This is a genomic window from Mesorhizobium qingshengii, assembly GCF_900103325.1.
Classification (GTDB): Bacteria; Pseudomonadota; Alphaproteobacteria; order Rhizobiales; family Rhizobiaceae; genus Mesorhizobium; species Mesorhizobium qingshengii.
Map to the genome: position 1 here is coordinate 17,313 of NZ_FMXM01000027.1, position 26,344 is coordinate 43,656.

General features: G+C 59.2%; 24 protein-coding genes and 1 pseudogene. 17 read left to right on the forward strand and 8 right to left on the reverse strand.

Translation table 11 applies throughout. The annotated features are described in order from the left end of the window. Positions 1-18 precede the first annotated feature (18 nt). From BLS48_RS29945 to BLS48_RS35290, 9 genes are all read left to right on the forward strand, one after another. Positions 19-618 carry an NADPH-dependent F420 reductase gene (locus tag BLS48_RS29945; RefSeq protein WP_091585633.1) on the forward strand — a complete coding sequence of 200 codons (600 nt, stop codon included), beginning with the start codon at positions 19-21 and terminating at the stop codon, positions 616-618. 3 nt (positions 619-621) lie between these two features. Then, complete coding sequence (locus BLS48_RS29950) at positions 622-1,125, forward strand: SRPBCC domain-containing protein (RefSeq protein WP_091585635.1); 504 nt, start codon at positions 622-624, stop codon at positions 1,123-1,125. Between the two features lie 55 nt (positions 1,126-1,180). Continuing rightward, entirely contained in the window at positions 1,181-1,993 is an 813-nt protein-coding gene (locus tag BLS48_RS29955; RefSeq protein ID WP_091585726.1) for an SDR family NAD(P)-dependent oxidoreductase, read from the forward strand. Positions 1,994-2,228: 235 nt separating this feature from the next. Beyond that, positions 2,229-2,861, forward strand: coding sequence for a tyrosine-type recombinase/integrase (locus BLS48_RS29960; RefSeq protein WP_091585637.1), 633 nt, complete (start codon positions 2,229-2,231; stop codon positions 2,859-2,861). 422 nt (positions 2,862-3,283) lie between these two features. Beyond that, positions 3,284-6,607, forward strand: coding sequence for a GAF domain-containing protein (locus BLS48_RS29965; protein WP_167365300.1), 3,324 nt, complete (start codon positions 3,284-3,286; stop codon positions 6,605-6,607). Between the two features lie 16 nt (positions 6,608-6,623). After that, positions 6,624-7,019, forward strand: coding sequence for an Hpt domain-containing protein (locus tag BLS48_RS29970; protein WP_091585641.1), 396 nt, complete (start codon positions 6,624-6,626; stop codon positions 7,017-7,019). Then, a complete protein-coding gene (locus BLS48_RS29975) occupies positions 6,988-8,550 on the forward strand; it encodes a response regulator (RefSeq protein ID WP_091585643.1) in 1,563 nt (520 codons plus the stop codon). The genes BLS48_RS29970 and BLS48_RS29975 overlap by 32 nt, the downstream gene beginning before the upstream one ends. Before the next feature lie 557 nt (positions 8,551-9,107). Next, on the forward strand, positions 9,108-9,767 hold the full coding sequence (locus BLS48_RS29980; protein WP_167365301.1) for a Crp/Fnr family transcriptional regulator: 660 nt from the start codon (positions 9,108-9,110) through the stop codon (positions 9,765-9,767). A gap of 13 nt (positions 9,768-9,780) precedes the next feature. Continuing rightward, positions 9,781-10,062 (forward strand): hypothetical protein, encoded by a 282-nt coding sequence (locus tag BLS48_RS35290; protein WP_143019545.1) that lies wholly within the window; start codon positions 9,781-9,783, stop codon positions 10,060-10,062. 312 nt (positions 10,063-10,374) lie between these two features. On the opposite strand, the gene BLS48_RS36865 is transcribed toward BLS48_RS35290, so the two are convergent. Beyond that, positions 10,375-10,821, reverse strand: a complete 447-nt coding sequence (locus BLS48_RS36865; RefSeq protein WP_425284753.1) for a recombinase family protein — start codon at positions 10,819-10,821, stop codon at positions 10,375-10,377. Between the two features lie 243 nt (positions 10,822-11,064). On the opposite strand from BLS48_RS36865, the gene BLS48_RS29990 reads away from it, so the two are divergent. Then, positions 11,065-11,382 carry a YMGG-like glycine zipper-containing protein gene (locus BLS48_RS29990; RefSeq protein ID WP_091585647.1) on the forward strand — a complete coding sequence of 106 codons (318 nt, stop codon included), beginning with the start codon at positions 11,065-11,067 and terminating at the stop codon, positions 11,380-11,382. Between the two features lie 149 nt (positions 11,383-11,531). Beyond that, entirely contained in the window at positions 11,532-12,182 is a 651-nt protein-coding gene (locus BLS48_RS29995; RefSeq protein ID WP_091585649.1) for a class I SAM-dependent methyltransferase, read from the forward strand. A gap of 721 nt (positions 12,183-12,903) precedes the next feature. On the opposite strand, the pseudogene BLS48_RS35295 reads toward BLS48_RS29995, so the two are convergent. Beyond that, a pseudogene (locus tag BLS48_RS35295) lies at positions 12,904-12,999 on the reverse strand (carboxylating nicotinate-nucleotide diphosphorylase); the annotation flags it as partial. 46 nt (positions 13,000-13,045) lie between these two features. On the opposite strand from BLS48_RS35295, the gene BLS48_RS30005 reads away from it, so the two are divergent. Further along, on the forward strand, positions 13,046-13,564 hold the full coding sequence (locus BLS48_RS30005; protein ID WP_244529964.1) for a LysR family transcriptional regulator substrate-binding protein: 519 nt from the start codon (positions 13,046-13,048) through the stop codon (positions 13,562-13,564). A 110-nt stretch (positions 13,565-13,674) separates the two neighbouring features. Here BLS48_RS30005 and BLS48_RS30010 read toward each other — a convergent pair whose 3' ends face one another. Continuing rightward, positions 13,675-13,905, reverse strand: coding sequence for a hypothetical protein (locus BLS48_RS30010; protein ID WP_091585728.1), 231 nt, complete (start codon positions 13,903-13,905; stop codon positions 13,675-13,677). Positions 13,906-15,402: 1,497 nt separating this feature from the next. Here BLS48_RS30010 and BLS48_RS30015 point away from each other — a divergent pair. Beyond that, a complete protein-coding gene (locus tag BLS48_RS30015; protein WP_091585652.1) occupies positions 15,403-15,726 on the forward strand; it encodes a hypothetical protein in 324 nt (107 codons plus the stop codon). 116 nt (positions 15,727-15,842) lie between these two features. Then, a complete protein-coding gene (locus BLS48_RS36385) occupies positions 15,843-16,247 on the forward strand; it encodes a hypothetical protein (RefSeq protein WP_244529965.1) in 405 nt (134 codons plus the stop codon). A gap of 837 nt (positions 16,248-17,084) precedes the next feature. Here the strand turns inward: BLS48_RS36385 and BLS48_RS30035 are convergent. The 5 genes from BLS48_RS30035 to BLS48_RS30055 form a co-directional block, all read right to left on the reverse strand. Beyond that, positions 17,085-17,381 carry an adenylate cyclase gene (locus BLS48_RS30035; protein ID WP_208604692.1) on the reverse strand — a complete coding sequence of 99 codons (297 nt, stop codon included), beginning with the start codon at positions 17,379-17,381 and terminating at the stop codon, positions 17,085-17,087. A gap of 834 nt (positions 17,382-18,215) precedes the next feature. Further along, the gene (locus tag BLS48_RS30040) at positions 18,216-19,301 is read right to left on the reverse strand and encodes an ABC transporter ATP-binding protein (RefSeq protein WP_091585658.1); all 1,086 of its coding nucleotides are present in this window, start codon (positions 19,299-19,301) and stop codon (positions 18,216-18,218) included. A gap of 14 nt (positions 19,302-19,315) precedes the next feature. Further along, the gene (locus BLS48_RS30045; RefSeq protein ID WP_091585660.1) at positions 19,316-20,173 is read right to left on the reverse strand and encodes a carbohydrate ABC transporter permease; all 858 of its coding nucleotides are present in this window, start codon (positions 20,171-20,173) and stop codon (positions 19,316-19,318) included. Next, positions 20,166-21,053, reverse strand: a complete 888-nt coding sequence (locus BLS48_RS30050; RefSeq protein WP_208604693.1) for a carbohydrate ABC transporter permease — start codon at positions 21,051-21,053, stop codon at positions 20,166-20,168. Before BLS48_RS30050 ends, BLS48_RS30045 begins: the two co-directional genes overlap by 8 nt. A gap of 67 nt (positions 21,054-21,120) precedes the next feature. Then, positions 21,121-22,392, reverse strand: coding sequence for an ABC transporter substrate-binding protein (locus BLS48_RS30055; protein ID WP_091585662.1), 1,272 nt, complete (start codon positions 22,390-22,392; stop codon positions 21,121-21,123). A gap of 239 nt (positions 22,393-22,631) precedes the next feature. Here BLS48_RS30055 and BLS48_RS30060 point away from each other — a divergent pair, with 239 nt between their 5' ends. From BLS48_RS30060 to BLS48_RS30070, 3 genes are read left to right on the forward strand one after another with little or no spacing between them, the layout of a single operon-like run. Then, a complete protein-coding gene (locus tag BLS48_RS30060; protein WP_091585664.1) occupies positions 22,632-23,372 on the forward strand; it encodes an IclR family transcriptional regulator in 741 nt (246 codons plus the stop codon). Further along, a complete protein-coding gene (locus tag BLS48_RS30065; protein WP_091585666.1) occupies positions 23,362-24,432 on the forward strand; it encodes a Gfo/Idh/MocA family protein in 1,071 nt (356 codons plus the stop codon). The genes BLS48_RS30060 and BLS48_RS30065 overlap by 11 nt, the downstream gene beginning before the upstream one ends. Positions 24,433-24,442: 10 nt before the next feature. Next, complete coding sequence (locus tag BLS48_RS30070; RefSeq protein WP_208604694.1) at positions 24,443-26,341, forward strand: thiamine pyrophosphate-binding protein; 1,899 nt, start codon at positions 24,443-24,445, stop codon at positions 26,339-26,341. The last annotated feature ends 3 nt before the right edge of the window (positions 26,342-26,344 follow it).

Genomic DNA, 26,344 nt, shown 5'->3' on the forward strand with positions numbered 1-26,344 from the left:
AAACCAAAGGAGACTATCATGAGCTACGCGATCATCGGCTTCGGTAACATCGGCCGGGCCCTGGCCAAGGCGTTCGCCCGCAAAGGCATCGAAGTATCCGTTGCAACCACGCGCGACCCGGAGAGCTTTGCATCCGATGCAGCCGCAATCGGATCGGAGATCATTCCCAAGACCCTGTCGGAGGCGGTCAAGGCGGACATCATCTTTTTGGCTGTCCGTTTCGAGTCGCACCCGGAGGTCGCGAGAGCGCTGCCCACCTGGCAGGGAAAGATCATCATCGACGCCATGAACACGCAGGCCCCGCCTCAGGAACTGGGCGGTCTCCCGTCCTCTGCCGTCGTCGCGAAGGCGTTCACCGGAGCCAAGCTGGTGAAAGGCTTCAACCATCTGGTCGCTGCCGTCCTGGACCAAGACCCAGCCGTACAGGGCGGCAGGAGAGTCGTCTTCCTGGCGAGCGACAATGACGTCGCCGCAGCGGAGATTGGTGCGCTTGCGGAAAATCTCGGTTTCGCGCCTGTCAAACTTGGCGGGCTTTCGGAAGGTGGGCTGCTAGTCCAGGCGCGCGGAAATAGCTGGGCGCCTCTCATCTTCCAGGATCTGTTCAAGAAGGCGTCGTGAACAATGTATGACCGTGTAATCTGGCCCGAGCGGTACGACCCGAAAATCTCGGCCATCTACGCGCTCAATGACATCGACGTGAAAGCTCCGCCCGAAGTGGTCTGGAAGCTGCTCGTCGATGCCGAGAACTGGTCGCGTTACTTTCCTGCCGAAGATCAGGTCAAAATCCTAAGCGGCGGGCGGGAACTGGCACTCGGGACGCGATACAGCCGGGTGACGGTCGGCTTTCCGATGAGCCTTGTCGTGATGGAATGTATGCCTGACCGCAGGCTCGCCTGGGCGACGACCGTCGACGGTGACGAGACAGGTTCGAGCGCCTACCACGGCTGGGTGATTACGCCCACGGCCGACGGCTGTCATGTGCTGACCGAGGAGACGCAGCAGGGTCCCTGGTTCCTTGAGAAGCTCGGGCGCAAGCATCCCGGCGCGCTCTTCCGCTATCACCAGCTATGGGTCGAAAGCCTCGCTCGCGCTGCGGAGGCCGAAGTCGCGCAGATGGCAGTATAACGCGCCTGTTCTGACACCAGGGCTAACGGCCCAAATACAATCGGAGATGAATCACATGAATATCGAACTCAAGGGTCGCAAGGCGATCGTTACGGGCTCAACGGCGGGCATCGGCCGCGCCACCGCGGAAGGACTGGCGCGTGCCGGCGCATCGGTCGTCATCAACGGCCGTCGAAGCGCCCGCGTCGATGAAGCGGTGCGGCAGATGCGACAAGTCTTTCCGGATAGAGACATCTCCGGCATCGCCGCCGATCTGTCGACGGCGGCGGGCGCCGAGACCGTCTTCGCGCAGGCGCCCGACGCCGACATCCTCGTTAACAACGTGGGGACGGCGCACATCCGCGCCTACAACGGCATCGAGGACATCGCGAAAATCCCCGATGAGGACTGGCTCGGGCTGTTCCAGCTGAACGTGATGAGCGGCGTGCGCATGGCGCGCCATTACCTGCCGCGCATGGTGAGGAAAGGCTGGGGCCGTGTCGTGTTCGTCAGTAGCGAATCCGCAGTCAACATCCCCAAGGAGATGCTCGACTACGGCATGACAAAGACCGCGCAGCTGGCGGTCTCGCGTGGGCTTGCCGAGGCGGTCGCGGGCACGGGCGTCACTGTCAACGCCGTCCTGCCGGGGCCGACCCGGTCCGAAATCCTGGGCGACTTCATGGCGAAGCAGGCCGAGGCGAACGGAGTCACGCAGGAGGAAGCCGAGCAGGGCTTCCTGGCGGCCCTTCGCCCGACCACTCTCATCCGGCGCTTTGCGACCACAGGCGAGGTGGCCAGTATGATCGTCTATGCCTGCTCGGAGCAGGCCTCCGCGACGACTGGCGCGGCGCTGCGCGTGGACGGCGGCGTTGTGCGCTTCGTTGCATAACCCTGACCTGACCGTCCGAGATTTAAGCACTCGGTGCGTTGGTCGTCCGGCAACGGCTGCTTTCGGCGTGGCGATCAAATTGGCTAAACGACGAGACTTGGGTCGTCAGTCGAATGACCGCTTTACCGAATTCCTCAGCCACAACCGGCCTGTCTGCAAGCGGCCTCCGTCACTCCAACCGAGTCACTAACTAGGCGTTCCTCCCGTGGCCAATCATGGCCGAAGGAGAAACGAAATGGGACACTCGTGCTACGATCTCACCGCCTCCGATCGCCGAGCATGGAATGCAGGCAAGAAGGTCGGAACGAAACGCCCTCTGAAACCTCGACAGATATGGGCGATACGCTTCTTTCTCGATCGGGAACGGCGTCTGCGAGACAGAGCGCTCTTCGATTTGGCGATCGACAGCAAGTTGCGCGGCTGCGATCTCGTCAAGGTCAAAATCGGCAGCCTTGTTCTGGGGCCGGAAATCCGAACTCGCGCGATGGTCATCCAACAGAAGACCGGTCGACCTGTTCAGTTCGAGTTGATGAGCGACGCACGCTCCAGCCTTCTCGCATGGCTGGAACGACGCGGCGGGACAGTGGATGATTACGCATTTCCCAGCAGGATCGATCCAAAGGCTCACATGAGCACAAGGCAGTATGCCCGCCTCGTCGACGAATGGGTTGAGGCGATTGGGCTTCGACCCCAGGAATACGGCACCCATTCTCTGCGTCGCACCAAGGCTTCGATTATCTACAAAGCGACGGGAAATCTGCGAGCCATCCAGATCTTGCTCGGTCACACGAAGATCGAGAACACGGTCCGCTATCTGGGAGTCGATGTAGAGGATGCTCTCGAACTTGCCGAGGCAACTGAGGTTTGATCAAGAGCGGCTCCACGTCACGAGTGGAGCCGTGAACAAGTTGCGCCGCAATTTTCGCCATCCATCGAGCTCCCACGAATGGGCCAAACCGGAACGTACGATCGAGGACCCTAAACCGCCCTCATATGAATTGCCGCAGCACGATTCCGAGTTTACTGGCGACGGCAAAGCGCCCAATGTTGGTCATTCCGGCCGACTTGGCCGCGTACCAAAAGCGGACTTTTCTGGTGACGACGCTGAGGTCGCGATTCCGTCAGAGGCAGACATCGTAGCAGGACGTTCTGAGCCGGCGCAAAGACCAGCGCGCCAGGTACTGTCAATCAAGCGGTTGCTATGTAACATTACCTGCTAATATGCGTAGGCAGTTGGGGAAGGATGCCGCTTAACTTCTTGGCGGAATGTTCCTTGGGGAGAAAACCGACATGCAGAGCTCAGTCGAAATCGACCTTGCTAATCGACTCGAATACGCCAACCGGCACATTACTGAGCTGGAAATCGCCAAAGCATCTGCGGCAACTGAAGCCAGCCAACTTTCTGCTGAAAACAAGCGCCTACTCCAGATCGCAGAGCAACGCGCGAAGGAACTGGCCATTCTCAACAGCGTCGGCGAGGCGATGGCGAAGACGCTAAATGTCAAGACTGTGACCCGCATCGTCGGTGACAAGGTGCGCGAAATATTCGGAGCGGATGGTACCGAAATCCTGTTGCGCGATGAGACGTCTGACCTGATCACGGTCCCGTATTCATTCTATCGGGAGTATCTGGAGATCGAACCCTTTTCTATGGGCACGGGACTGACTTCCAGGGTCATCCTCTCGGGAAAGCCGCTGATTATCGGGACCTTTGAGCAGTCCGTTGAGTTGGGTGTCATTGTACTCAGCGAAGCGGAACGATCCGAATCCTACATCGGTGTACCGATCATCGCCGGAGACAGAATTCTGGGCGTTGTCAGCGTGCAAAGTTACCAGAAGAACGCATTTAGCGAAGATCATGTGCGTCTGTTGCAGGCACTCTCATCCGGCATGGGCGTTGCCATCGCCAACGCCCACCTCTTCGATGAGACCCAGCGACTGCTGAAAGTGACAGAGGACCGCGCGAAGGAACTGGCCATTCTCAACAGCGTCGGCGAGGCGATGACGAAGTCGTTGAACCTAGACACTGTTATTCGCCTGGTAGGCGAAAAGGTGCGGGAAGCCTTCGGCACCGAGGTCAGCGAAATTCTGTTACACTCTAGCGATTCCGGACTTCTTCATGTCCCTTATGCGTACTTTAGAAAGCATAGGGTTATTGAACCATTTCCAATGGGCGTAGGAGTGGCATCAAAGATCATCGCAACAGGTAAGCCGTTGGTTTTTGGCACTCTTGAGGAAGGAAAAGAGCTTGGCGCCTATTTTCCACACGAAGAGGATAGGACTGCGTCTTACATAGGCGTGCCGATCAATTCTGGTGAAAGAACACTGGGTGTTCTCAGTGTGCAAAGCTATCAGAAGCATGCCTTCGACGAAAACCACGTGCGCCTGCTGCAGACGGTCGCCTCCAGCATGGGCGTTGCCATCGCCAATGCCCGCCTGTTCGACGAAACTCAGCGTCTGCTCAAGGTGACTGAAGCCAGGGCCGCCGAGCTGGGCGCCATTAGCACGGTCAGCCAAGCGCTCATCGCAGAGTCGGAACTCGAAAGCACTATCCAGCTGATCGGCAACCAGATGCAGGAAATCTTCAATGCCGACATCGTCTATGTCGCCCTGCTCGACCCGGAAACCAGGCTGATCCATTTCCCCTATCAGTTTGGCGAGGCCTTCACCACGCTCACTCTCGGCGAAGGGTTGACAAGCAAGATCATACAGACCGGCGAGCCGTTGCTCATCAACCAGGATGTGGCGGAACGCGGCGCACAGATCGGGGCCACCCCCGTCGGCAAGGATGCCTTGTCCTACCTTGGCGTTCCGATCAAGACCGCGCAAGGCACGGTGGGCGTGATCAGCGTGCAGAGCACCACGCGGGAGGGCATATTCACCGATGACTCGCTCCGCTTGCTCTCCACCATCGCCGCCAACGCCGGTGCCGCCCTGCACAATGCGCAGCTGTTCACCGAGCTCAGGCACCTCTCCCTAGCGCTGCAGCAGGCCAAGGAAGCGGCTGAAGCGGCAAATGACGCGAAGAGTTCGTTTCTGGCGACCATGAGCCATGAAATCCGCACACCAATGAACGGCGTGATCGGAATGAGCAACTTGCTGCTTGGCACAAAGCTTGACTCTGAACAACGCGAGATTAGCGAGACGATCAGCCAGAGCGGGGAGGCACTGCTAACGATCATCAACGACATACTTGATTTTTCCAAAGTTGAGGCTGGCAAGCTGGAGCTCGATCCAAGGCCCTTCGAACTGCGGGAATGCCTTGAGAGCGCGATTGACCTGGTAGCCTCCAAGACCGCAGAGAAAGGGCTCGACCTAGCCTACCTGGTGGAAGCAGGTACTCCTGACGCGATTGTCGCGGATAGCATCAGACTGCGGCAGATTTTGCTCAATTTCCTCAACAATGCTGTGAAATTCACCGAACGGGGTGAAATTGTACTATCGGTGATGAAAGTTCTCCCCGCAGCTGAGGGCGTGGGGACAGCCCACAGCGGAGGCGAAGAGGGCTTATCCACCCTGCAGTTTGCGGTACGCGATACCGGTATCGGTATTCCCAAGGACCGGATGGACCGCCTGTTCAAATCTTTCAGCCAGGTCGATGCCTCGACGACGCGGCGCTATGGCGGAACCGGGCTCGGCTTGGCGATTAGTAAGCGCCTCGCAGAACTGATGGGCGGAGAGGTATGGGTGGAAAGTGTTGAAGGGTCGGGTACGACATTCTTCTTCACGATCCGCGCTGCCGCTGCGCCCGCTCCCAGGCAGGCGCAAATGTCTGCGGCCAAAGTCGAACTCGCAGGCAAGCGGTTGCTGATCGTTGACGACAACGCAACCAACCGGCGCATCCTGTCTCTGCAGGCCCAATCGTGGGCCATGGTGCCCCATACAACCCATTCGCCATTGGACGCATTGAACAGGATTGCAAGTGGCCAGCATTACGACGCCGTCGTGCTCGACATGAACATGCCAGAGATGGACGGCATAGAACTGGCCAAACGATTACGTGGGCTTGGTAAAAGCGGTGACCTTCCACTGATATTGCTCAGTTCCCTCGTGCCTCTTGATGAGAGAAACAAGGCGGATATTGAGAGCATCAAATTTGCGGCCATGCTTCCTAAGCCGATCAAGCCCTCGCCACTCCTCAATGCTTTCATGTCGGTCTTTGCTGAGGCTCCCACACGTTCGGCCAAGCCTGATCAGCCCAAGGGGCCATCCCTCGATAGCGAAATGGCGGCAAAATTGCCGCTTCGGATCCTGCTGGTTGATGACAACATCACCAATCGGAAGATTGGCACCAAGGTGCTTGAACGGCTTGGCTACAAGGCAGATTTGGCGGTGGATGGAGAGGCGGCGATTTCGTCATTCGCCGAGGGACAACATGATGTCATCCTGATGGACATCGAGATGCCGGACATGGACGGGCTCGAAGCCACAAGATTGATCCGCGCATCAGGCTCCGGGGTTTCGCGGCAGCCTTTCATCGTGGCACTTACCGCTAATGCAATGGCCGGGGACCGAGAGCGGTACCTGGAAGCTGGGATGGACGATTACCTAAGCAAGCCGCTGCGCGTGGAGGAGTTGGTCGCCTCTCTGAAACGCGCCCCTAAGCACAACTGACGACAAGGGTCTGGTGATGGCTGTTGCACAGGAAGCTCTGGACAAGCTCCTTGATCTCATAGGTGGGGATCAAAACTCTCTGGCTGAACTCATTGAGAGTTTTCTGGATGAATCCCCGTTGCTCGTCGAGCAGATGCGCCGCGCCGCGGAGTCCGGCGACCGTTCAGGCCTTGGCCGGGCAGCCCATACGCTAAAATCGAGTGCGCGGGACTTCGGCGCCAACGAACTTTCCGCGCTTTGCGCGGCGATGGAAAAATCCTGCCGCGACGGTCTGCCCAGCGAGGCCGTGATGGAGGTGGAACTCATCGCCGGCGCCTCTGACACGGCGAAAAAGGATCTCAGCTCGCGCCTTGCCGATCTGAAAAGAGGGGGACAATCGAATGAGCATAGTATCGGCAATTCAACCACCTGAGGCTCTCGCACCTGACGGTGCGCGCGTGCTCATAGTCGATGACTCGGCGACGGTGCGCCTGAAACTCAGCAAAGCCATCCAAATGCTTGGCCATGAAACAACAGCTGTCGCAAGCGGCAAGCTGGCGCTCGAACAGGTTGCCCAGAATACATTTGACCTCGTACTCCTCGATATAGTCATGCCTGAAATGGACGGGTTCGAAGTACTCAAAACGCTCAAATCTTCGCGCGCCACCCGCGACTTGCCGGTGATCGTCATCTCGGCCCTCGATGAAGAAATGAGCAGTGTGGTAAACGCCATCGAGCTGGGTGCGGAAGACTTTCTGCCAAAGGATTTCGAGCCAGCCCTGTTGGAGGCGCGTGTTTCGACATGCATCGAAAAGAAGCGGCTAAGAGACATCGAAAAAGAATATCTCCGACAAGTGGCCAAGCTGACGCGAGCTGCCTCGGCGCTTGAGGCAGGCAAATTCAACCCGTCGAAACTCGGTCTTCAGGACGTCACCGGCCGACGCGATGGCTTGGGCAAGCTTGCCACGGTGTTTTCCACAATGGCGCAGAAAGTGTATGAGCGCGAACGCCAGCTGCGCCAGAATATTCGAACCTTTCGTGGTGGGCTGCTCCTCATTGCCTGCGGTGCCCTCTGGGGACTGATTGTGCCGCTGTCTAAAATGGCTGCGAATATAGCCGCGCATCCTATCGGCTTGGCATTGCTTGTGGATGCGATCGGGGCGGCGCTTTGCATTGGGATTTGTGCGAGCCGAAAAACGCTGCCGCCCCTAAATACGCTGACAAAAACAGAGTGGACATATATCGCGGGGTTGGCCTTCCTAAGTTCCGTGATCAATCAATTACTAGTTTACTGGCTGGTAGGAAAACTCCCAGCGTTCATCGTGGCGATTGTGATCGTTCTCGAAGGCTTCGCTGTTTTTCTTTTCGCTGCGGTCATGCGTGTCGAGTCGCCTCGGCTGAAGCGCTTTCTTGGTCTTGCTATTGGATTGATTGGTGTTGGCGCAATCATGGTCAACGCGGAAACAGGCGGGGAAGAGGGGCAATGGCTGTGGATGGCGCTCGCCCTGCTCATACCTGCGACATACGCCGCTGAGGACCTCTACATATCCCAGAAGCAGCCCACCAACATCGACTGTGTAGCGATCTACGGGCTCGCGCTAACTGCATCGTGCTTCATGCTTATTCCCTTGGCAGTGGGCTTTAGCGACTTCATTCCTGTCCAATTTCTTGCTGGAAAACTCGGTGTCATTGTCATTCTGATTGCCCTCGCTTCGGCCCTTGCGATGATCCTGTTCATCTATCTCATAAGGACCACCGGAGCAGTTTTTGCGAGCCAGAGCGCGTACGCAACGACCGTTGCTGGCATCGGCTGGAGTATCGTCCTGTTGGGTGAATACATCCCCCTGTGGACTTGGGCGGCACTGGGGTTGATCATTGTCGGTCTGATCATGGTCGAGCCAAAGCAGGAAGCGGAGGAGGAGCCGCCTCTCTTGGATGGAGCAATCGAGGACCTGCCGATATAGGCAAGGATGTCGGTTACGCGATGCTCGCGCCGAGCTGAATGTCCGCTATTACAGATACGCAACCGGAAACGGCCTGTCAGCTCCCGGCTCATTTTAGACATTCAGTCAGATCATCCTGGAATCGCTTCCGGTCCGGCGCAGCAGATGATGGCACAGACGGGCTCGCCCGATCTGAACCGCACTTGACCCTCTGCAATCGCTGCAATCGCGGCAGCACCGCTGAGGTCGCCAGCAAGGCCCATTTCGAAAGTGAGCTCGCAGGGCGTCGCGTTTTCACTATGCCACTGGATGTTTTACCGGGCTGGCAAATCCAAATGTAGGCTCGTGCAACTCGAAAGCCTCCATTTGAAAAAGCCTATCTTCGGGCACATTGATCGGGGTTTGATCTGCGTCAAGGGTGTCGGCCGTCGGCTCTAATAGGAGTCCCGACGCAACCAGCTGCCGTCGAGGTACGATTTAGACATAGTGCTTACGCTTCCCTGATTTTCGTTGGCTTTAACGTCGGAGTGATAGTTTTGTCATTGGACGCTTTGGTTAAGCGAATGCGCAGGATACCGTTGGGCGACGCCGAGCGAGATGCTTTGGCGAGAACGATGACGAGCACAAGGAATTACAGCCGCGGCGAGACCATCTTTGACTCCGATGAGGATACTCCAGAGCTTCATGTAATGTCGGGGGGCTGGGCCGCCCGGTCCGTTTCGTTCAAGGACGGATCCCGGCAGATTACCGATTTTCTCATCGTCGGCGATTTGTGTGACTTGTCGGCACTGGGGCAGGGTTCTGTTGGACGTGTGGCCGCACTGACCCCGGCCGTGGTTACGGTTCTGAACCGGCAGGCGGTCACTGCGGCGATAGCTCGCCATCCCAACCTCGCAAAAGCTTTCATAAGCATCGCCTTAGTCGAACAGGCAACCTTGCGAGTTTGGCTGGCATATATGGGGCGGCACGAGAAAACGACTCATCTGGCACATCTCTTTTGCGAGCTGCATGCCCGCCTTCGCCGCGTCGATCTCGTTGGCGATCATTCCTTCGATCTGCCATTGACCCATGAGGTCCTGGCCGATGCCACGGGAATGAGCGGGGTTCACCTCAACCGTGTCCTGCAGCAGATGCGCAAGGACGGGTTGATCACCCTTCACAAACATCATTTGGAGATACTTCAGCCACAGCGGTTGCGGGAGCTGGCGGAGTTTGACCCTGCTTACATCTTCCCTTGATGGAAGAGGGGCGTTGAAGCCGATCGTCCATCTCACGCCCGACAAGATCAACTCATTTTCCTGCTTCGACCATGCCGCTGAATTGGTTTGCCATCCTTCTTTTGGTCGCAGCGGCGCGGGGCCTCTCCGCAATGGGATACATCTAAACGGCGGCCGCATACTCAGTGGGCGATTCCATGCCCGGAAGACCAACCCATGTAAGTGTTTTCTCGAAACCGACATGCATAAATGCGTGCTCGATATTGAGGCCGAGTGGGAGTTTGAAAATCAACGGACGGCAACATCTGACACGTAGGGTCACCGCGGACGGTTGACGCTTCGGGGCTCACGCACCTTTGCGAGCGTTTAGGACGAGTAGCCCCCGCACGGATCCGCTTGTTGGTGCATCCGACCCATGGGCGACAACATGCTGGGGCGTATTCGGATGGACCTCAGGTCTGGTCGCCGTCCAAGGCGCCTCAGCTAGAGCGGATGAAGCGCGATGCGATCGCCGCCATCGATATAGATCGCGGTGATATCGACGATGGGGCGTGTACCTTCGATTGGCGACTAGCTGCTCACCTTGACTTGAGGATTGGGATTCGGGGCCTTTCGAAAAAGCAGATCTCTATTGAAGTCGGAGCGCGTTGCCCCAACGATGCGCCCCGGTAGGCCGGCGCCTTCGCCCAACCACCCCAATGAAGGCGCCGGCCGCTCCCGCAGGACCAACTGTTCGCCCACCGATATCGCGGCTAGCGAGAACCAAGGGCATCGGTGCGACGCCTACCAGGGTCAAGCGACGTCCCGCGCCCCTCTGCGAATGTCGCTTGGGCCTGCCGGGGGATCGCCCCCTGAGAAAGCGGCCAAGGCGCCCGTCCAACTTAAGGCCACTGCGACCCGCGTCCTCGTAAGTGGCGATGATCTCGTAGCCCATTATATCGGCATAGTTGCGGATGGCATCTTTCTGGTTATCGATCGAGTAGGTCTGGTGTTCTTTCGACATGCGCAGATACTGGGCAGCTCGGAACCTGGGCCGGGACGCCGCGGCCCTTGGAAAATCCGAATTTTTGGCCATCGCTTTTCTCGCGCCTTGCAGGGCCGAAAGCTTAGCGACATCGGGCCTGACGTTTGCTTACGGTTTTGCCAACAGTTTGTGTCGAATGGGCCGCTTTTTCGAAGTCCTCTTCCGTGGGCCAAGCGGTTGGTTCAACCAGCGAGAAACCATGTCTCATAATGTGAGCACGCATGCCCCCGTTCCGCCGCATTGCGGCCGCACGGGACGATCGATAGGGATTTCAGACGTTTAAGGGAGACTCACATGACCTTTCACAAAGCCATAGCCGGCGTACTTCTAGCGGCCGCGCTTGCAGGCTGCCAGTCGCAGACCGAAGGCCAGCAGCGGGCAACCACGGGCGCGCTGATCGGCGGCGCCGGCGGCGCCCTCGTTGGCCAGGCCATCGGCGGCAACACCAAGAGCACGGTCATCGGTGCGGCCAGCGGAGCGCTGCTCGGCGCCGTCGTTGGTTCAGCCACGACCCCGCAGCGCCGTGGCCAGCAGCTCTGCCGATACCAGGACCGCTACGGCCGCATCTATACCGCTCCTTGCGACGACCGCTATTACAACGGCGATTATTAGGCAGAGGCGACCCATCGTCCCTTTCTCTCGCGGGAGAAGGGGACGTAGCAGGATGGCGGCGCCAGTCGCGGCATCGTTGCAAGGCAGCAGGCGCCGACGCAAAGCATCGCATCGTCGTCATCTTTTGCCCATTTCACGATGCTATAAGGATGACGCGGTGGGCCTCGAAGGAGGTCGAAGTGACGACGACAAGCCTTGCTGGCACCCTGAAAAACCGCGGAAGACAGGTGGCCAAGCGCCTGCTTGGCTACGATTCCCGCAACTGGCTGCGCATCCGCCAGATCGAGGCGTTCACGGTCTTTCTCGAAGCGGGTAACCGCAAGGCCTCCGACGTGATCGAGATCTCTCCCGGCTGGAACCGCACTTGGCGGGCAATGTGCCCCAACTACAGGTCGGTCGAATTCCCCGACTTCGACATCTGCAGGGACCGCACCGAAGAGCAGTATTCCATCGTCATCGCCGACCAGGTGCTGGAACACGTGCAGCGGCCGCTCGCGGCGGCGCAGAATATCCATGCCATGACACGGCCCGGCGGCTGGGCGATGGTGGCGACGCCGTTCCTGTTTCGGGTCCACGCCAGGCCGCACGACTATACTAGGTGGACGCCCGCCGGCCTGAAGCAGCTGATGGTCGAGGGCGGCTTCCCCGAAGCCAACGTCAAGGTCCACGGCTGGGGCAACAAGGCTTGCGCCAAGGCCCACATCGGCGGCCCGGTCCGCGCCTACGGCCTCTGGCGCGATTTGAGCAACGACGAGGAATACCCGCTGATGGTCTGGGCTTTCGCGAAGAAGACGGGGTGATTAGGCCGAGCATGGTCCGGATTCCGCTCTTGGCCCGCGGGCGATATCGTTGGCAGCAGTGACGGGGAAGGCGGCGAACTGGAACCGCACCGCATCAAGGGTCAAGGACATGACGCCCATCGCGCTAGAAATCACTGAGGCCTGTTAGGGCCCAGGCGAGGGCCGGGGGCGTCGCGCCCGCGCAGCTTTTGCCTGGCCAGCTGTGAGACATGTTGGAACCCCATCAGGCGAAAGGCGGACCCGGGGGACACGGGTCCGCCTTTGCTTGCCGAGCTGCTTCGGGGGGAAGACGGGTTTTCGGCAAACAATCCGATAGCAAGATCAGCATGCGTTGAATGTGCTGGGCCTCGGAAGATTGGATAGTGAGCGCGTCTCGCCTTGCATTCAATTCGCCCGATAGGCGTAATCCGATAGAGGGGGGCGCCATCCTCCAGGCCAACGTATCTGCTGGCTCTGACCTCTTATCGACATCAGACACGCCACCCCCTCCAAGCGATACCCGTTGCCTGAGCAACTCTGCTGACTGAGGTCTGACCCGTGGTCCGGCGACTGGGGGACCGCGGCGGTCTTGATGCTGAGAAGCCGGCTGAGCTGGACCTTGTTGGGATCGAAATTCTGGCGGTCAACGATCTGGAACAGCACGTCGTTGAAGGGGGCATCGCGGCATGGGCCCTCTTGAATCTGGCGGAGCTCGTCGAGTGGAGATGGTCAGTCCCAACGGTCAAAACTCACTGTAGTCCAGACTCATATCGAGGATCGGCGCGCTGTGAGTTAACCAACCCACGGAGATCAGATCGACACAGGTCGCGGCGATGGCCTGTCAATGACCGTGGAATCTGGACCCCGCATTTTCGCGAAAAGGTTTGGACGAAAATCACCCCTCAAACAGGGTCCTCATTCCACGAAAAATCACAATCATCCTGGCTGGGCGGGCAGATCTTGGAATCTCGAGACTGCCGCTGGACCCAAGTCTGTTTGAATGGGCGCCGCTTGGGTCGGCAAGCAACGTATGCATCTTCCATCCCGACCATCGCTTCTCAAAACAGAGCTGTATTGAGGCGCAAGACCTGGCAGGCGAAACGATCGTCGATATCGATCCCCAGTTCGCCGCCCGCCAAATGAACTTCAATGCGTTGCGCTTCGCCGGCGTTGAGCCGGACATACTGGTGGAATTCGATTGCAACGGTCACGAAGCCGGATACGTTTCGGCTGGTCTCGGTGTTTCGATAACCAATGAAATCATCGCGCGTGAATACGCGGCGTTTCACTTGGGAATAAAGCCAGTTGAACCATCCGCGCTCTATCACTACGTCGCGACTTGGCAGAAGGGCAGGCAGCTGTCTTTGTCGACGGTACGGTCCACGCTTGCCCGGTCAGCCTAGAGCCGCTTGAAGTCCGGGTGGAGGGCGGGCCGGACGGAAACTGAGCGGCTTTCGCCGTTTGCGGAGGTCGCCATGTGCTGGGCAAGGCCTGGAGTTTAGCTATCAGGACGTCAAAGCTGAATTTCAGCGCCCGCCTGTTCGTCGAATAAAACTGGGCAACCTCGTGCAAGCGCGACCGTGCAAAGGGCGTTTGCCACCACGTCGTCCGGCGACACGAAGTCTCCCGTCAGCACCCGCAACTCTTCCACGCCTTCAGCCATTGAAACAAAATTTCCGACCGCTCGATCGTGCTTACAGGCCTCGACCACGTAAAGCAGATCTACCATTTCGAAGCTGCGCATGTTCAGCCTCCAATAAAAGTCGTCCCTTGCAGGATCGAAACGCATTGGCTGAACATTGTGTTCCCGGCGAGCTCGAGTTACCCCCCGGCTCGCTGCTGCCGCGGACGCCGTTTGGCGACGATGCTTGAGGGCAACCCGGCGGCCCGTTCGACAGCGCTCCCGTGAAGGTCGGGTGGCCTTCGGACTTGCCATGGTCGTTGGCGACGTCGGCTGGCAGACCGGCTACGGTGATCCGGAGGACTTATACCCGCACGGCAGAAATGCGCCTCATTCCAGACCATGGCATCCGATGGTTGTGTGTCCGCTTTCATCTTGGACAGCCCAGTAGCGGACGGTTAGTACTCGGCCCCATGGCTGCCGGACCGAAATGCGCTATGCCGCTGGATGTTTACCGGGCTGGCAAATCTAAAATGTAGGCTCGTGCAACTCGAAAGCCTCCATTCGAGAAAGCCTATCTTCGGGCACATCGACCGGGTTTCATCTGAGTCAAAGGTGTCGGCCGTCGGCCCCATTAGGAGTCCCGACGCAACCAGCTGCCATCGAGGTACGATTTAGATATAGTGCTTACGCTTCCCTGATTTTCGTTGGCTTTAACGTCGGAGTGATAGTTTTGTCATTGGACGCTTTGGTTAATTTCCAGCGGGTAAACAAACATGGTCGGTTTTTAACCGGTCGACCCCGGACGAACGACGGAGGCCAAATGCGACACAGCCAACTTACCGAGCGCCCTGGCCGCGACTGGACGCCCTGGAAAGAAGGGCCTGGCGACGCCGATATCGAGAAAATATGTGGGCAGGTAGGGGAAGTGGCGGCTAGCTACAGGTGGGGCGGCAGGACGCTTCGGCGCTGCAGGAGAGCGGTCGGCAAGTACGCGCGCAGGACTGAAAGATGACCGACGCGAATGCCGGTGAGACAACATTGCTCGCGTCGGCCACCACGGCATTGTTTTAGGGGGTAATGCCGCTCGCCGTATTTAGCACCCGCTAAAGTAGGTGTCCATTTGCCACTACGCCCTTTGTGTCGGGCCGGTTCAAGTGCACGCGGCCCGGCTCTCCCCAAAGGGGGCCAACCATGCATCGCGGCTGGGAAATAGGCGGGCGCCAGCGCGGCTTTCCGTCAGCGTGATCGTGTTGGTTAGGGTGTGACTGCGTCTTGCCTGCCATGCGCTATCAGACGGTCACGCGTCTGTTCGCCGAGGCTGTAAGATGTCAGCGCATCGGAAAAATAGCCCAAAATCCCAATGAAGGATATTTCGGGCGATCATGTTGTTGCGGCTGCCTGGGTAATGTGCCCTGAAACCGACTTCTGGGCCTCGAAGCCCGTTCTTAGCGCTTCGACGGCGGATTGCTTTCTTGACAGATCGGACAGTGATCCTCTCCGTTTCCCCTGCGTCAGCATCGCGCAGCATGCGATGGCGTGCAAGCCGGCTTGCCATCGAGATCGTGGCGAGGAATATAATCCTCCCGTTGCGGCGAACCCCTCAAAACGGAGATCGCCATGCCTCTCAAGACCCTCGCCGACACTCTGGCCGCCCGTGAAACGATGTATGTCAACTGCGGGCACCCGATGTGCTGCAAGTCCACCAAGCTGGACTTTAAAGCGCTGGTGAACCGGCTCGGGCCTGATCACGGTTCGATGCATCAGGATCTCGTCGGGCTATTTGGCTGCTCGAGATGCAATGCCGCGGGCCGCGATCGCTGGCCGGTGTTCTTCACCGTCATTCCTGACTATGAGAGCCACCAGCGGGAGCGCAATCGACTGGAGGCCAACGTACGAAAGCGCCAATCGAGAGATTTAGGCAACGGCCCAGCGGCTTGCTAGGGGGGCACTGGCAGCGGGAGGCCGCTGGGCCTGACCGGCGGGGCCTTGAGGAAGGGCGCGCGCCCGGCTGGCGAATATATACACCTCTGCTAATATAAGCGGGACTGATCAGTATGATGAACGATGCAGCAAAAGGTGGAGCACAAGCCGTCACAACCTACGTCGTCGGTGTCTTCGAGAAGCCGCACTGGCGCGCTGGTACTCACGACGAGCGACAAGAACAAGGCGCTGGCTTTGGCGAAAGAAATCGGGGACAAGGCGCGGGTCGAGACAATTACGCCGAAACCGGAGAAGCGTTAGTGCGCTTTCCTGGACGCGCGAACAGCAACGGCATCCAGGCAGTTGCCGTAGATCCTCGACAGAACACCCTTGGCGGCTTCAGCCCGCTGCGATGTACAATGGAGAAGGTCGCCGCCTCCCAGCCGTGCCGGCTTGTTAACGGTGCTGTCCCAAACACCCCACGTTCCACCGGTTTCAATTTGACAGTAAAATCTGTGCTGGTGATTTTCCATACCCATTAACCCGTCACTTGGAATTTGGCTCCGTGTTGTCGGTGCAAGTGGTTAACACCACAACCAAATCTTGGTGGCCGACGCCCTTTTGGGCGGGGGCTCGGGTAGGCGCCGGCCGAATCAGAACTTATGGGCAAAGGTGGCCCGTAAGACACTGAAGCTAGTCTTCACGTCATCAGAATTGTCTCGCGCCAATCCAAAATCCTTCTTTCCGAGGTCTACATCGAGATATTCAGCGCGCGCGGTGGCCATCCTTTGCCCGCGCGTCTCAGCCCGGCGCCCCAAAACCTTCCGTCTGCCATATTTTTCGATGCTTCTCCTCACCACGGGAAGGATCGGGCCAATCGAAATTTGGATGCCAGACGGCGAAGCAATCCCGACTCACGATGACGGGCTTATTCCTTGTGCAGGACGATATACTGACTGCTCACCGCATCCGCCCCTGTGCCGCGCGTGACGACAACCGTCCTATACCCGGCAGGAAGGGAACCGGTAGCGGACGGATCGACCGAGCGACATCTTCCGACGATTTCCCCTTTGGGGGCATCTGCGAGCCTGTTGGCCAAGGCTATTTGGCATTCAGCAAGGGATACGAACATGGCCGATGACGGTTCGAACGGTGTGCAGACAGCATGGCCGGGACTGCAAGAAAGCAAAACCATCACAACAGCAGTTGCCGGATCCATCTTTGAAGCTCCATCTCGAACGAGCCTCAACGTGATATGATGATATTTGTTGCATCAAGCTCACGGGCGCCCCCCCGGCCCAACCGGTTCCGAGCCGGGGAAGGCTTTGGCCCGTCGCTTCACGGTGGCGGGCCTTGTCGTTGCAGACTGCGGCCGTCGCTTAATGGTTATGGGACTGCTGGAAGCCGGCAACGTCGTATTGGGATACGCTCTTCGGATTCTTTGAGTTCTGCGGCTGCTCGCCCGCGTAGCGTGTTCCTGCATTCCCACTGGGATTGAAGGCTGAGCCCGGAGCAGAACTGGCGTGGCCAGGGGTGGCACTTCCTGTTTCGGGGGTTCCAATCGTTTGGCTCGGCTGACCTGTCGTACCTGTTACGGTGTGGACATTGGCAGCCAAAGCCGTGCCAGCGGAGGTTACGAGAAAGCCGAGCACTATCGGGATGAGGCGATGTTTCATGGTTTTTCTCCCAAAGCGTTTGATCGTCCGGGGGCAGGAGCACCCGACGAACTAAGACCGAAACGCTTTTGGAAACCCCATTCATCCCGCGGATCGCGAACCTGTGATCTCGGCACGTCTTTGCCCGCTGCCGCCGGTGGCGGGCCTTGTCTTGTGGCAGAAAAGTCACGCAGCTCGAATATGCAGAGCTTCAACCTGCGCGAGCTTATTATCCAGGGAAGCTGGGCGTACGTTAATTCACGGGCAAAGGGGGCTCCGTCCTCCCGAATTAGCGCCCGCTGCCTCACGGGCGGCGGGCTTTTTATCAGAACCGAACCAGTCGCGATGTGCGTGGAGGGCTACCGGTCCGCCAATAGTGACCCCAAAACCGCCGATGATGACCACCGCTGCTAAGTAACGCCATCAGCAGGGCAAGGCAGCGACCCAATGCGATCCGCCGATTCCTGACGAGCGCTTCATTAAACGGCCCAGCTCTGACCGGACGCCATTCCGATCCACAATCAAACCCTCCCGTCGCCATTTTCGAGGTTAACCGGAATTTGTTCTAGGTCAAAGCGTTCAGGGCTAGGGAAAGAGTGCGGCGGTAAGCAGGACTGAGCCGGCGAGCCTCGTCCGGCCGAGCTTGCGCCTATGTAATCACAGCCTCAAAAGCTTGACGTATCTTAGTTCAGTGGCTTGGTTGTAAAATGGGGACAATTCTCGCCGGAAATTCTGCAATGTGATCAATGACGCTATAAAACTCTTGAGCGCTTCGACTCTTGGCCGAGGCAGCCGTCACACCCTCAACGCTAAGGCGATCATCAGCAAGCGCTCCCGGGGATGGCCTGCAAAGTTCTAGATTTGCGATCGTATGGAGATCCCGTCTCGTCCGAAGACGTGGACACGCTGTCCAATCATGGTTACGGGCACGAGGTCGCCGGGACGGACCTGCGGATTGGCCGGCAGCTTGATCGACAACAGTTCTTCCTGGCCATCGACGCCAGCATAGGCGATGGTCTCGCTTCCAAGCCGCTCGACGACCGCAATCCTTGCCTGGCAAATCTGCCGACCTTCGCCGCCGATGGCCAGACTTTCGGGCCGGATGCCGACCGTTATGTCCTCTCCCGGCTGAGCCGGCACTTCGTCGCTGAGTTGCATGGCCATGCCATCGGCCACCGCCATCTGCCGCCCTTCGACGACGTCTATCTTTGCAGCGAGGAAATTCATCTTCGGCGAACCGATAAACTGGGCGACGAAGCGATTTGCAGGGTGTTCATAGAGGTCTATCGGCGCCCCGACCTGTTCGATGCGGCCTTCATTCAGAACCACGATCCGGTCCGCCAGCGTCATCGCCTCGACCTGGTCATGGGTCACGTAGATCATCGTCGCCTTCAGGCGCTGGTGTAGGCTTGCGATCTCGAGCCGCATCTGCACGCGAAGTGCCGCATCGAGGTTGGAGAGCGGCTCGTCGAACAGGAACACGTCCGGGTTGCGGATGATCGCGCGACCGATCGCGACGCGCTGGCGCTGCCCGCCTGACAGTTGCTTGGGCCGGCGATCGAGAAGCGGCGTCAGCTGCAGGATATCGGCGACCTCGGCGAGCTTTTTTGTAATTTCATCTTTGCCGGCATGCGCCAATCGAAGACCGAAGGTGATGTTGTCGGCGACGCTCATATGGGGGAAAAGCGCATAGGACTGGAATACCATGGCGATGCCGCGCCGCGCCGGCGGGACATGGGTGACATCACGGTCGCGGATCGAGATTATGCCAGAACTCGTCGTCTCCAGGCCCGAGATCATGCGCAGCAGCGTGGACTTGCCGCAGCCTGACGGTCCTACGAAGACGACAAACTCGCCCGACTGGATGTCGAGTTCGATACCTTTGATGATGTGGACATCGCCGAAGGATTTACGGATGTTCTTGAGAGTAAGAGTGCTCATGCGATCTTTCCGGGTCAGCCTTTGACGGCGCCCATGGTCATGCCTTTTATGAAATAGCGCTGGAAGAAAAGGAAAACGATCAGAGTCGGCAAGCTGGCTATCAGCGACAATGCGCCTTGGATGCCCCAGGCGACGCTGTATTGCCCCTGCAGGAAGACCAGGCCGAGCATGATCGTGCGCTTGTCGTCGGATTGCGTGAAGATCAGCGGCCAAAGGAAGTCGTTCCAGATCCAGGTGAACTGTAGTGTCGACAGCACCGCCAGCGCCGGCAGGCTGAGTGGCAGGGCGACCTTGGTCAACACCTGCCATTCGCTGGCGCCTTCAATGATGGCGGCTTCCCGCAGCGCCGCCGGCACGGTGGCGAAGAAGTTGCGCATCATCAGCGTGCAGATCGGGATGCCCATGGCGATGTGCACGAAGATCATCGGCCAGAGCGTGTCGAGCAGGCCAAGTCCGTTGAAGAGGCGGAAGAGCGGGATCAAGATCACTTGCGGCGGGAAGAACATGCCGGCAACGATCGCCAGGAACAGGACGTCGCTGCCGCGGAACGGCAGCTTCGCGAAGACGTAGCCGGAGAGGATTCCGAGCACGATAGAGCCTGCTGTCGCCGGGACGGCGATCAGCAGCGTGTTCAGGAAATAGGTGTGGATCGCCGGGTCGGCGAGCACGGTCCTGAAGTTGTCGAGATAGAGGCTGGTCGGGAAGCTCCAGAGTTTGCCGAGAGCAATGTCCTCGGTGGTCTTCAGCGACGATAGGAGCACGCCGATCGTCGGGGCAAGGAAGAGCAGCGCGAGCACTGTCAGACATACGAAGATTGCCGCTTGCCACGGGTTGAAGGAGGGCATGGCGGCGGAGGCAAAGCGATCATTCATAGATTTCGTCGACTTTCCTCAACTGGCGGAAATAGGCGAAGATGATAGCGAGCGCGATGAGGAACAGGACGACTGAAATCGCACTGCCGTAGCCCATGTGATATTTCTTGAAGGACTCGTTATACATATGCATGGCGAGCGTGTCGGAGCTGTTGAAAGGGCCGCCGCCGGTCATGATGTAGAGGATGTCGAAGCCCTTTAGCGAGTTGATGAGGCCGAGTGCCACCACCACCACGGTGGCCGGGCGCAGCAGCGGCAGGACGACTTGCCGGATGCGCTGACCGGAGCTGGCGCCTTCGATATGGCAGACCTCGATGAGATCAGCCGGAATGGCGGTCAGGCCGGCAAGGAAAATCACCATGGCGAGGCCTGTCTGCTGCCAGGACCAGGCTGCAATCACCGCGTAAAGGGCTGTCCCGGGCTTGGCGAGCCAGGCGAAATGGCTGTTGCCGCCGGTGACTAAGCTGATCGCCGTATTGAGCAGGCCCCAGTCCGGTTGGTAAATCCATACCCAGATCTGTCCCACGACAATCGCCGAAAGGCAGATCGGTAGATAGAAGATCGACTTGAATACCGAAGCGCCGGGAACCTGCGAGTCGATCAGCAGGGCCAGGACAAGGCCAAGGCCCGTCGGCACGATCACGGCAGCCAGCATCCAGATCACGGTGTTCACCGCCGCTCTCGTGAAAAGCGGATCGTGGAAGATCTGCAGGAAGTTGTCGAATCCCACATACCGATAGTCGGCGCTGAAACCGTTCCAGTTGGTGATGCTGTAATAGAACGAGCTGAACAGTGGCCAGACCACGAGGATCCCGAACACGGCAAGCGGTGGGATCAGCATCGCCACCCGCCACAGCGTCTTGTCCTTCTCCAAATTCATCTTCCTTCAACGGTCGGTGCCGGCCGATATCATCGAATCGGCCGGCCCCTCATGACGGGACGGTCGCTTACTGCTTGAATGCAGCGGCCGCGGCAGTTTGCGTCTGGTCGAGCATCGACTTGACGTCGCCAGGATTGTCAAGAAACTGGGAGAACATTGAAAGGCCCACTTCAGAGACCGCCGGAGGCGTGGCAAGGTCGTAATTGAAGGCGAAGGCCGGTGCATGCTTCACGACATCGAGCGCGTGCTGCATCACTGGGGTGTAGGTCTTGGGATCGACCTTCTCGTTGGCCGACAGGGCTCCTTGGATCGAGGCCCACTTCGCCTGAACGTCGGGCTTGGAGATCATGAATGCGAGGAGCTTCTCGGCTCCCTCCATGTTCTTGGCATTCGCCGCGATCACCAGGCCGTCGACCGGACCGACGGCAGCGCGCGGAACACCATCCTTGACGGTTGGGAACTCGAAGAAGTCATAGTCGGCATCGGTGAACTTGTTGGTGTTCCAGTAGCCGGTGATCCAGGTGCCCATCAGGGTCATCGCGGCATCACCGCGTTGCACCTGGTCGGCGGCGTCCGTCCAGTCATAGGCGTTGGGAGTCTTGGTGAAGTCGCCGGCTTCCAGCAACTGCTTCCAGAGTTCCATGGCCTGCGCGACTTCCGGATCGGTATAGGAGGCGGTGCCGGCCATGAGCTTTGCGCGATAATCCGGTCCGGCGGTCCTGAGCAGCAGGTAGTCGAACCAGAACTGCGCCGGCCAGCGGTTCTTCGAGCCGAGCGCGATCGGCGTGACGCCGGCTGCCTTCAGCTTGTCGCACATCGCCTTGAACTCGTCCCAGGTCTTCGGCATTTCGGTGATACCGGCCTTCTGCAGGATCTTCTTGTTGTAGAAGATGCCGGCATAGTGATAGCCAAACGGGATCAGGTAACGGTGGCCGTTATAGAGGGTTGCGCCGTCGGCGACCGGCTTGGCGACAATCGCGTCGAGATTGGCAGCCTTCCACATGTCGTCGATCGGATGCAGGCTCTTCGAATTGATGATGAACTGTGTCTTTGCGCCCGCCCAGTAGCTGAACACGTCGGGCAGGTTGCCACCGGCTGCCCGCACCAGGATGCCGGTCTTGAAGTCTTCGTGTCCGATCGGGCTGTCCTTCACCGTGATGCCGGTTTCCTTGTTGAATTCGGCGAAGATCTGCTTGAGGCCGTCGAGGCCGAGATCGCCGGTGAAATAGTGGCTGATGGTGACTTCGCCGCCTGCAAAGACCTGCTGAACCGGCAGCGCAGCCATGAGGCCGGACCCCAGCACCGAGACCATCAAGGCGCGTCGTGTTGTTTTGAACATCTGTTCCTCCCTCGGATCGCCAAACCCCAAAGTTTGACAATGTTAAACTGTGTGCATTGCACGAGGATATAAAAGTCAGGGATCCGCCATGCTGTCAATAAAAAGTGTTGCATACGGCTATTTTTTCTGAATTATCGTCCTCGTATGGAGCGGTTATCGATTATTTGTTGCCCTATGTTTAACTTACGGTTTGCGTATGTTAAACAAGGCTATGGCAACAAAGGATCGCGAGACGAAAAATGAGATTGCTGAAATCATTGGCACGTGGATTGGAAGCCCTCGACTACCTGGTCGCCCAAGGCGGACCGGTCAGGTTGACCGAGCTTGCTTCGGCGCTTGGCGTCGACAAATCCAACGCCTCGCATCTGCTTCAGACCCTGGTGGCGAGCGGCTATGCCGACCAGGTCGAGGGTCGGCGCTACCAGGCCTCGGCCAAGGTGGCGACCGATTCGTCGCCTTCCCTCGAGGACATCATCGACGTTCGCGATCGACTGCGTCCGGCGCTGGCCGCGCTCGTCGAGGAAACCCGCGAATGCGCCCATGTAGCCGTGCTGGTTGGCAGCCGCGTCTGGTATATCGACCAGATCGCCTCGCCGCTGCCGTTGAAGGTTGACCATCCGATCGGCTCCCTTGCGCCACTGCACTGCACCGCCCTGGGTAAGGCGTTTCTCGCCTTTGGGGGTGCAAATCCGCCGTCAAAGTTAGAGCAGCACACGCCAAAATCGATCGTTACCCAGCTTGCGCTGAATGCCGAGGTCGCCTCGACCCGTAAGCGAGGCTTTGCGCTTGATGATGAGGAATACACGCTCGGCATACGTTGCGCCGCCGTGCCGATCTACAACACGCGTGGACAGATGGTGGCGGCGATTGGCGTGTCCGGTCCCACCGCACGTATCGACGATATTCGTTTCGCCGAACTCGGCCAGACCGTGTTGGCACAAATCGACAAGATCAAACCTGGGGTATTGAATGTTTTATGACCGCTTGCGCGTGGCCATGATCGGCACGGGCCGGATTTCCGACCTGCACGCAATCGAATATTGCCAGAACCCGCACGCGGAGATCGTCGCGCTCTGCGATCGGGATACGGAATCGGCCAGAAGCCGGGCATCAGCCTGGGGCGTCGAGAATGCACGGATCGTCGAAGATTACAGGACCATCCTGGCCGATCCGGAGATCGATTTGGTCGAAATCCTGCTGCCGCACCACCTGCATTGCTCGGTGACGCTTGCGGCGATCGAGGCGGGAAAGGTCGTGTCGCTGCAGAAGCCGATGTGTGTCGATCTCGCCGAAGCGGATAAAGTGGTGGAGGCTGCCGCGAACGCCCGCGCACCGGTCAAGGTGTTCGAAAATTTCATCTTCTATCCTCCCGTGATGAAGGCGAAGTCGCTCGTGGATGAAGGCGCGATCGGCACCCCGCTCACCATCCGTATCAAGAGCAATCCCGGCCGGTCGCAGACAGCCTGGAACGTCCCGCATGCGGCGGACGCCTGGCGGCAGGAGCGGTCGCAGTCTGGCGGTGGGCCGCTGGTGTTCGACGACGGCCATCACAAGTTCGCGCTCGCCTGGCACTTCATGGGCAATCCGGAAGAAGTGCATGCCTTCATCGGCGAGACGCAGCGGCCGGACGGGTTCTATTTCGATGCCCCGGCCATGGTCTCGTTCCGGTTCCCCGGCAACCGCATGGGCAATCTCGAGGTAGTCTATTCCCCTGAACTCGACATCATCACTCGCCACTATGCCCAAGACGATCGTGTCGAGATCACCGGCACCAAGGGCGTCATATGGATCAATTGCGGTCACGGCCGCCTTGGCGATCCCCCGCCGCTCGCCCTTTATCGGGACGGCGAACTCCGCACTTTCCACGGCATGGAAACCGGCTGGGAAGCGAGCTTCGTGCACTCGACACGGCATTTCATCGAGGCGTTGCGCAGCGGCACCGCTCCTTCTCTGACCGCTGCCGAAGGCCGTCAGGTGCTCCGGTTCGCGCTGGCGGCTGAAGAGTCGGCGCGCACCGGCAAGACAGTCGAGCTCAGGTGAGGGGGTGGCCGTGCTGCAGACCGAGGCCAACTCAGGCTCCGATATTTCCGCGGCGCGCCTGGCAGGGCGCATTGCTGCCACCGGCGGCTTTGAGCAAGCGCTTGCCACTGGCCTGTTCTCGACACCTCACCGGATCACGTTGAGCGAGGCACTCGTGCTCGGCCTTCTCAAGCAAGGGGTGAGCAAATATTTTGCCATCTTCGGCCACGGTTCTACCGCGCTTGCCGAGACCTTGCGTGTCTACGAAATCCATGGACTTGTCAGGGTCTGGCAATGCCGCAACGAGGTCGAGATGGCGCATGCCGCCACCGTGCTTCGGTGGGCCTATGGCGAACCCTCGGCCGTCGTGACCTCTATCGGGCCCGGCGCATTACAGGCCATGGCCGGGTCGCTCGCTGCCGCCTCGAATGGGATTGGCGTCTATCACCTCTATGGTGACGAGACGACACATGGCGAAGGCTACAATATGCAGCAGGTGCCGAAACCGGAGCAGATGCTCTTCGGCCGGATCACCGCGCTGATGGGACGCTCCTATGTGCTGCATACGCCCGACGCGCTGCGCGACGCCTTGCGCCGCGGCGCGGCGACCGTGTTCCATGATTTCAAGGCTGGCCCGTTCTACCTGCTGCTGCCGATCAACACGCAGCCGAAGGAAGTCGACATCCGGATAGAGACGCTGCCGGCGGTGACGCCGATCGCCCCTTCGGCCCCGGCCGCGCCGGCCTCGCTCGACCGAGCCGAGGGGTTGATCCGCGCAACCGCACGCATTGTCGTCAAGGCCGGTGGCGGCAGCCGCGGCCATGCCGAAGCTCTGCGGCGCTTCGCCGAAGCTTCGGGTGCCGCCGTCGTGCTGAGCCCCGGATCAACCGGCGTCGTGCCGGACGATCATCCGCAGAACATGCATGTTGGCGGGTCGAAGGGTTCGATCAGTGGTAACTGGGCCATGGAGCATGCCGAACTGCTGGTCGTCGTCGGCTCGCGCGGCGTCTGCCAGTCCGACTGCTCCGGAATTGGCTATCCCCGGGTCACCAATGTCATCAACGTCAATGCCGATCTCGACGACGTTCAGCACTACAACAACACGACAGCGCTACACGGCGACATCGGCACCATTCTCGCAGCGCTGACGGCGCGCCTCGAAAGTGCAGGTTTGTTGGTGGACCGCGCTCGGCAGGCCTGGCTCGGCGATTGCCTGACTGAAAAGCGGCGGTGGGGGGCCTTCAAGAGGGTGCGCTACGAAGCGGCCCCGATCATCGACGCAGTCTGGGGACGGCCGGTGCTGACCCAGCCGCGCGCTATCAAAGTGGTCGCCGATTTTTGCAAGGCCAATGACGCGCTCAAGCTGTTCGACGCCGGCGATGTCCAGGCGAACGGTTTTCAGATCGTCGAGGACGAACGGCCTGAGGACACGATCACAGAAAGCGGTGCGTCCTACATGGGCTTTGCAGTCTCGGGATTGCTCGCCGCCGCCGTGGCGGACAAGCCGCGTTACACAGTCGCCTTTACCGGCGACGGATCGTTCATGATGAACCCACAGATCCTGGTCGACGGTGTCGAACATGGCCTGCATGCCACGATCGTCCTGTTCGACAATCGTCGGATGGCGGCGATCACCTCCCTGCAGCTTGCCCAGTATGGCCGCGAATTCCGCACCAATGACAGCGTTGCGGTCGATTATGTCCGGTTCGCCGGTGCGATTGAAGGCGTGCTGGCGCTCGACGGCGGCAATTCACCCGACAGCCTGCTGGACGCATTGAGGCGGGCACATGCTTATCGTGGACTGAGCGTGGTGCATGTGCCCGTTTACTTCGGCGACGATCCGGTCGCCTCCCTGGGCGCCCATGGTTCCTGGAACGTCGGCAACTGGGTTGCCGACGTCGAAGAAGCCTACCGGGCGGCGACGATATAGGAA

Coding starts and splice junctions, on each gene's coding strand:
- BLS48_RS30010 (WP_091585728.1), bottom strand. CDS start 13,905: ATGCGCAGCTTCGAAATGGTAGATCTGCTTTACGTGGTCGAGGCCTGT.
- BLS48_RS30035 (WP_208604692.1), bottom strand. CDS start 17,381: ATGAAACATCGCCTCATCCCGATAGTGCTCGGCTTTCTCGTAACCTCC.
- BLS48_RS30015 (WP_091585652.1), top strand. CDS start 15,403: ATGCCTCTCAAGACCCTCGCCGACACTCTGGCCGCCCGTGAAACGATG.
- BLS48_RS29995 (WP_091585649.1), top strand. CDS start 11,532: ATGACGCGGTGGGCCTCGAAGGAGGTCGAAGTGACGACGACAAGCCTT.
- BLS48_RS29965 (WP_167365300.1), top strand. CDS start 3,284: ATGCAGAGCTCAGTCGAAATCGACCTTGCTAATCGACTCGAATACGCC.
- BLS48_RS29960 (WP_091585637.1), top strand. CDS start 2,229: ATGGGACACTCGTGCTACGATCTCACCGCCTCCGATCGCCGAGCATGG.
- BLS48_RS30040 (WP_091585658.1), bottom strand. CDS start 19,301: ATGAGCACTCTTACTCTCAAGAACATCCGTAAATCCTTCGGCGATGTC.
- BLS48_RS30050 (WP_208604693.1), bottom strand. CDS start 21,053: ATGAATTTGGAGAAGGACAAGACGCTGTGGCGGGTGGCGATGCTGATC.
- BLS48_RS29990 (WP_091585647.1), top strand. CDS start 11,065: ATGACCTTTCACAAAGCCATAGCCGGCGTACTTCTAGCGGCCGCGCTT.
- BLS48_RS29955 (WP_091585726.1), top strand. CDS start 1,181: ATGAATATCGAACTCAAGGGTCGCAAGGCGATCGTTACGGGCTCAACG.
- BLS48_RS30060 (WP_091585664.1), top strand. CDS start 22,632: ATGAGATTGCTGAAATCATTGGCACGTGGATTGGAAGCCCTCGACTAC.
- BLS48_RS29975 (WP_091585643.1), top strand. CDS start 6,988: ATGAGCATAGTATCGGCAATTCAACCACCTGAGGCTCTCGCACCTGAC.
- BLS48_RS29945 (WP_091585633.1), top strand. CDS start 19: ATGAGCTACGCGATCATCGGCTTCGGTAACATCGGCCGGGCCCTGGCC.
- BLS48_RS30055 (WP_091585662.1), bottom strand. CDS start 22,392: ATGTTCAAAACAACACGACGCGCCTTGATGGTCTCGGTGCTGGGGTCC.
- BLS48_RS30045 (WP_091585660.1), bottom strand. CDS start 20,173: ATGAATGATCGCTTTGCCTCCGCCGCCATGCCCTCCTTCAACCCGTGG.
- BLS48_RS30065 (WP_091585666.1), top strand. CDS start 23,362: ATGTTTTATGACCGCTTGCGCGTGGCCATGATCGGCACGGGCCGGATT.
- BLS48_RS36385 (WP_244529965.1), top strand. CDS start 15,843: ATGAACGATGCAGCAAAAGGTGGAGCACAAGCCGTCACAACCTACGTC.
- BLS48_RS29950 (WP_091585635.1), top strand. CDS start 622: ATGTATGACCGTGTAATCTGGCCCGAGCGGTACGACCCGAAAATCTCG.
- BLS48_RS29970 (WP_091585641.1), top strand. CDS start 6,624: ATGGCTGTTGCACAGGAAGCTCTGGACAAGCTCCTTGATCTCATAGGT.
- BLS48_RS36865 (WP_425284753.1), bottom strand. CDS start 10,821: ATGGCCAAAAATTCGGATTTTCCAAGGGCCGCGGCGTCCCGGCCCAGG.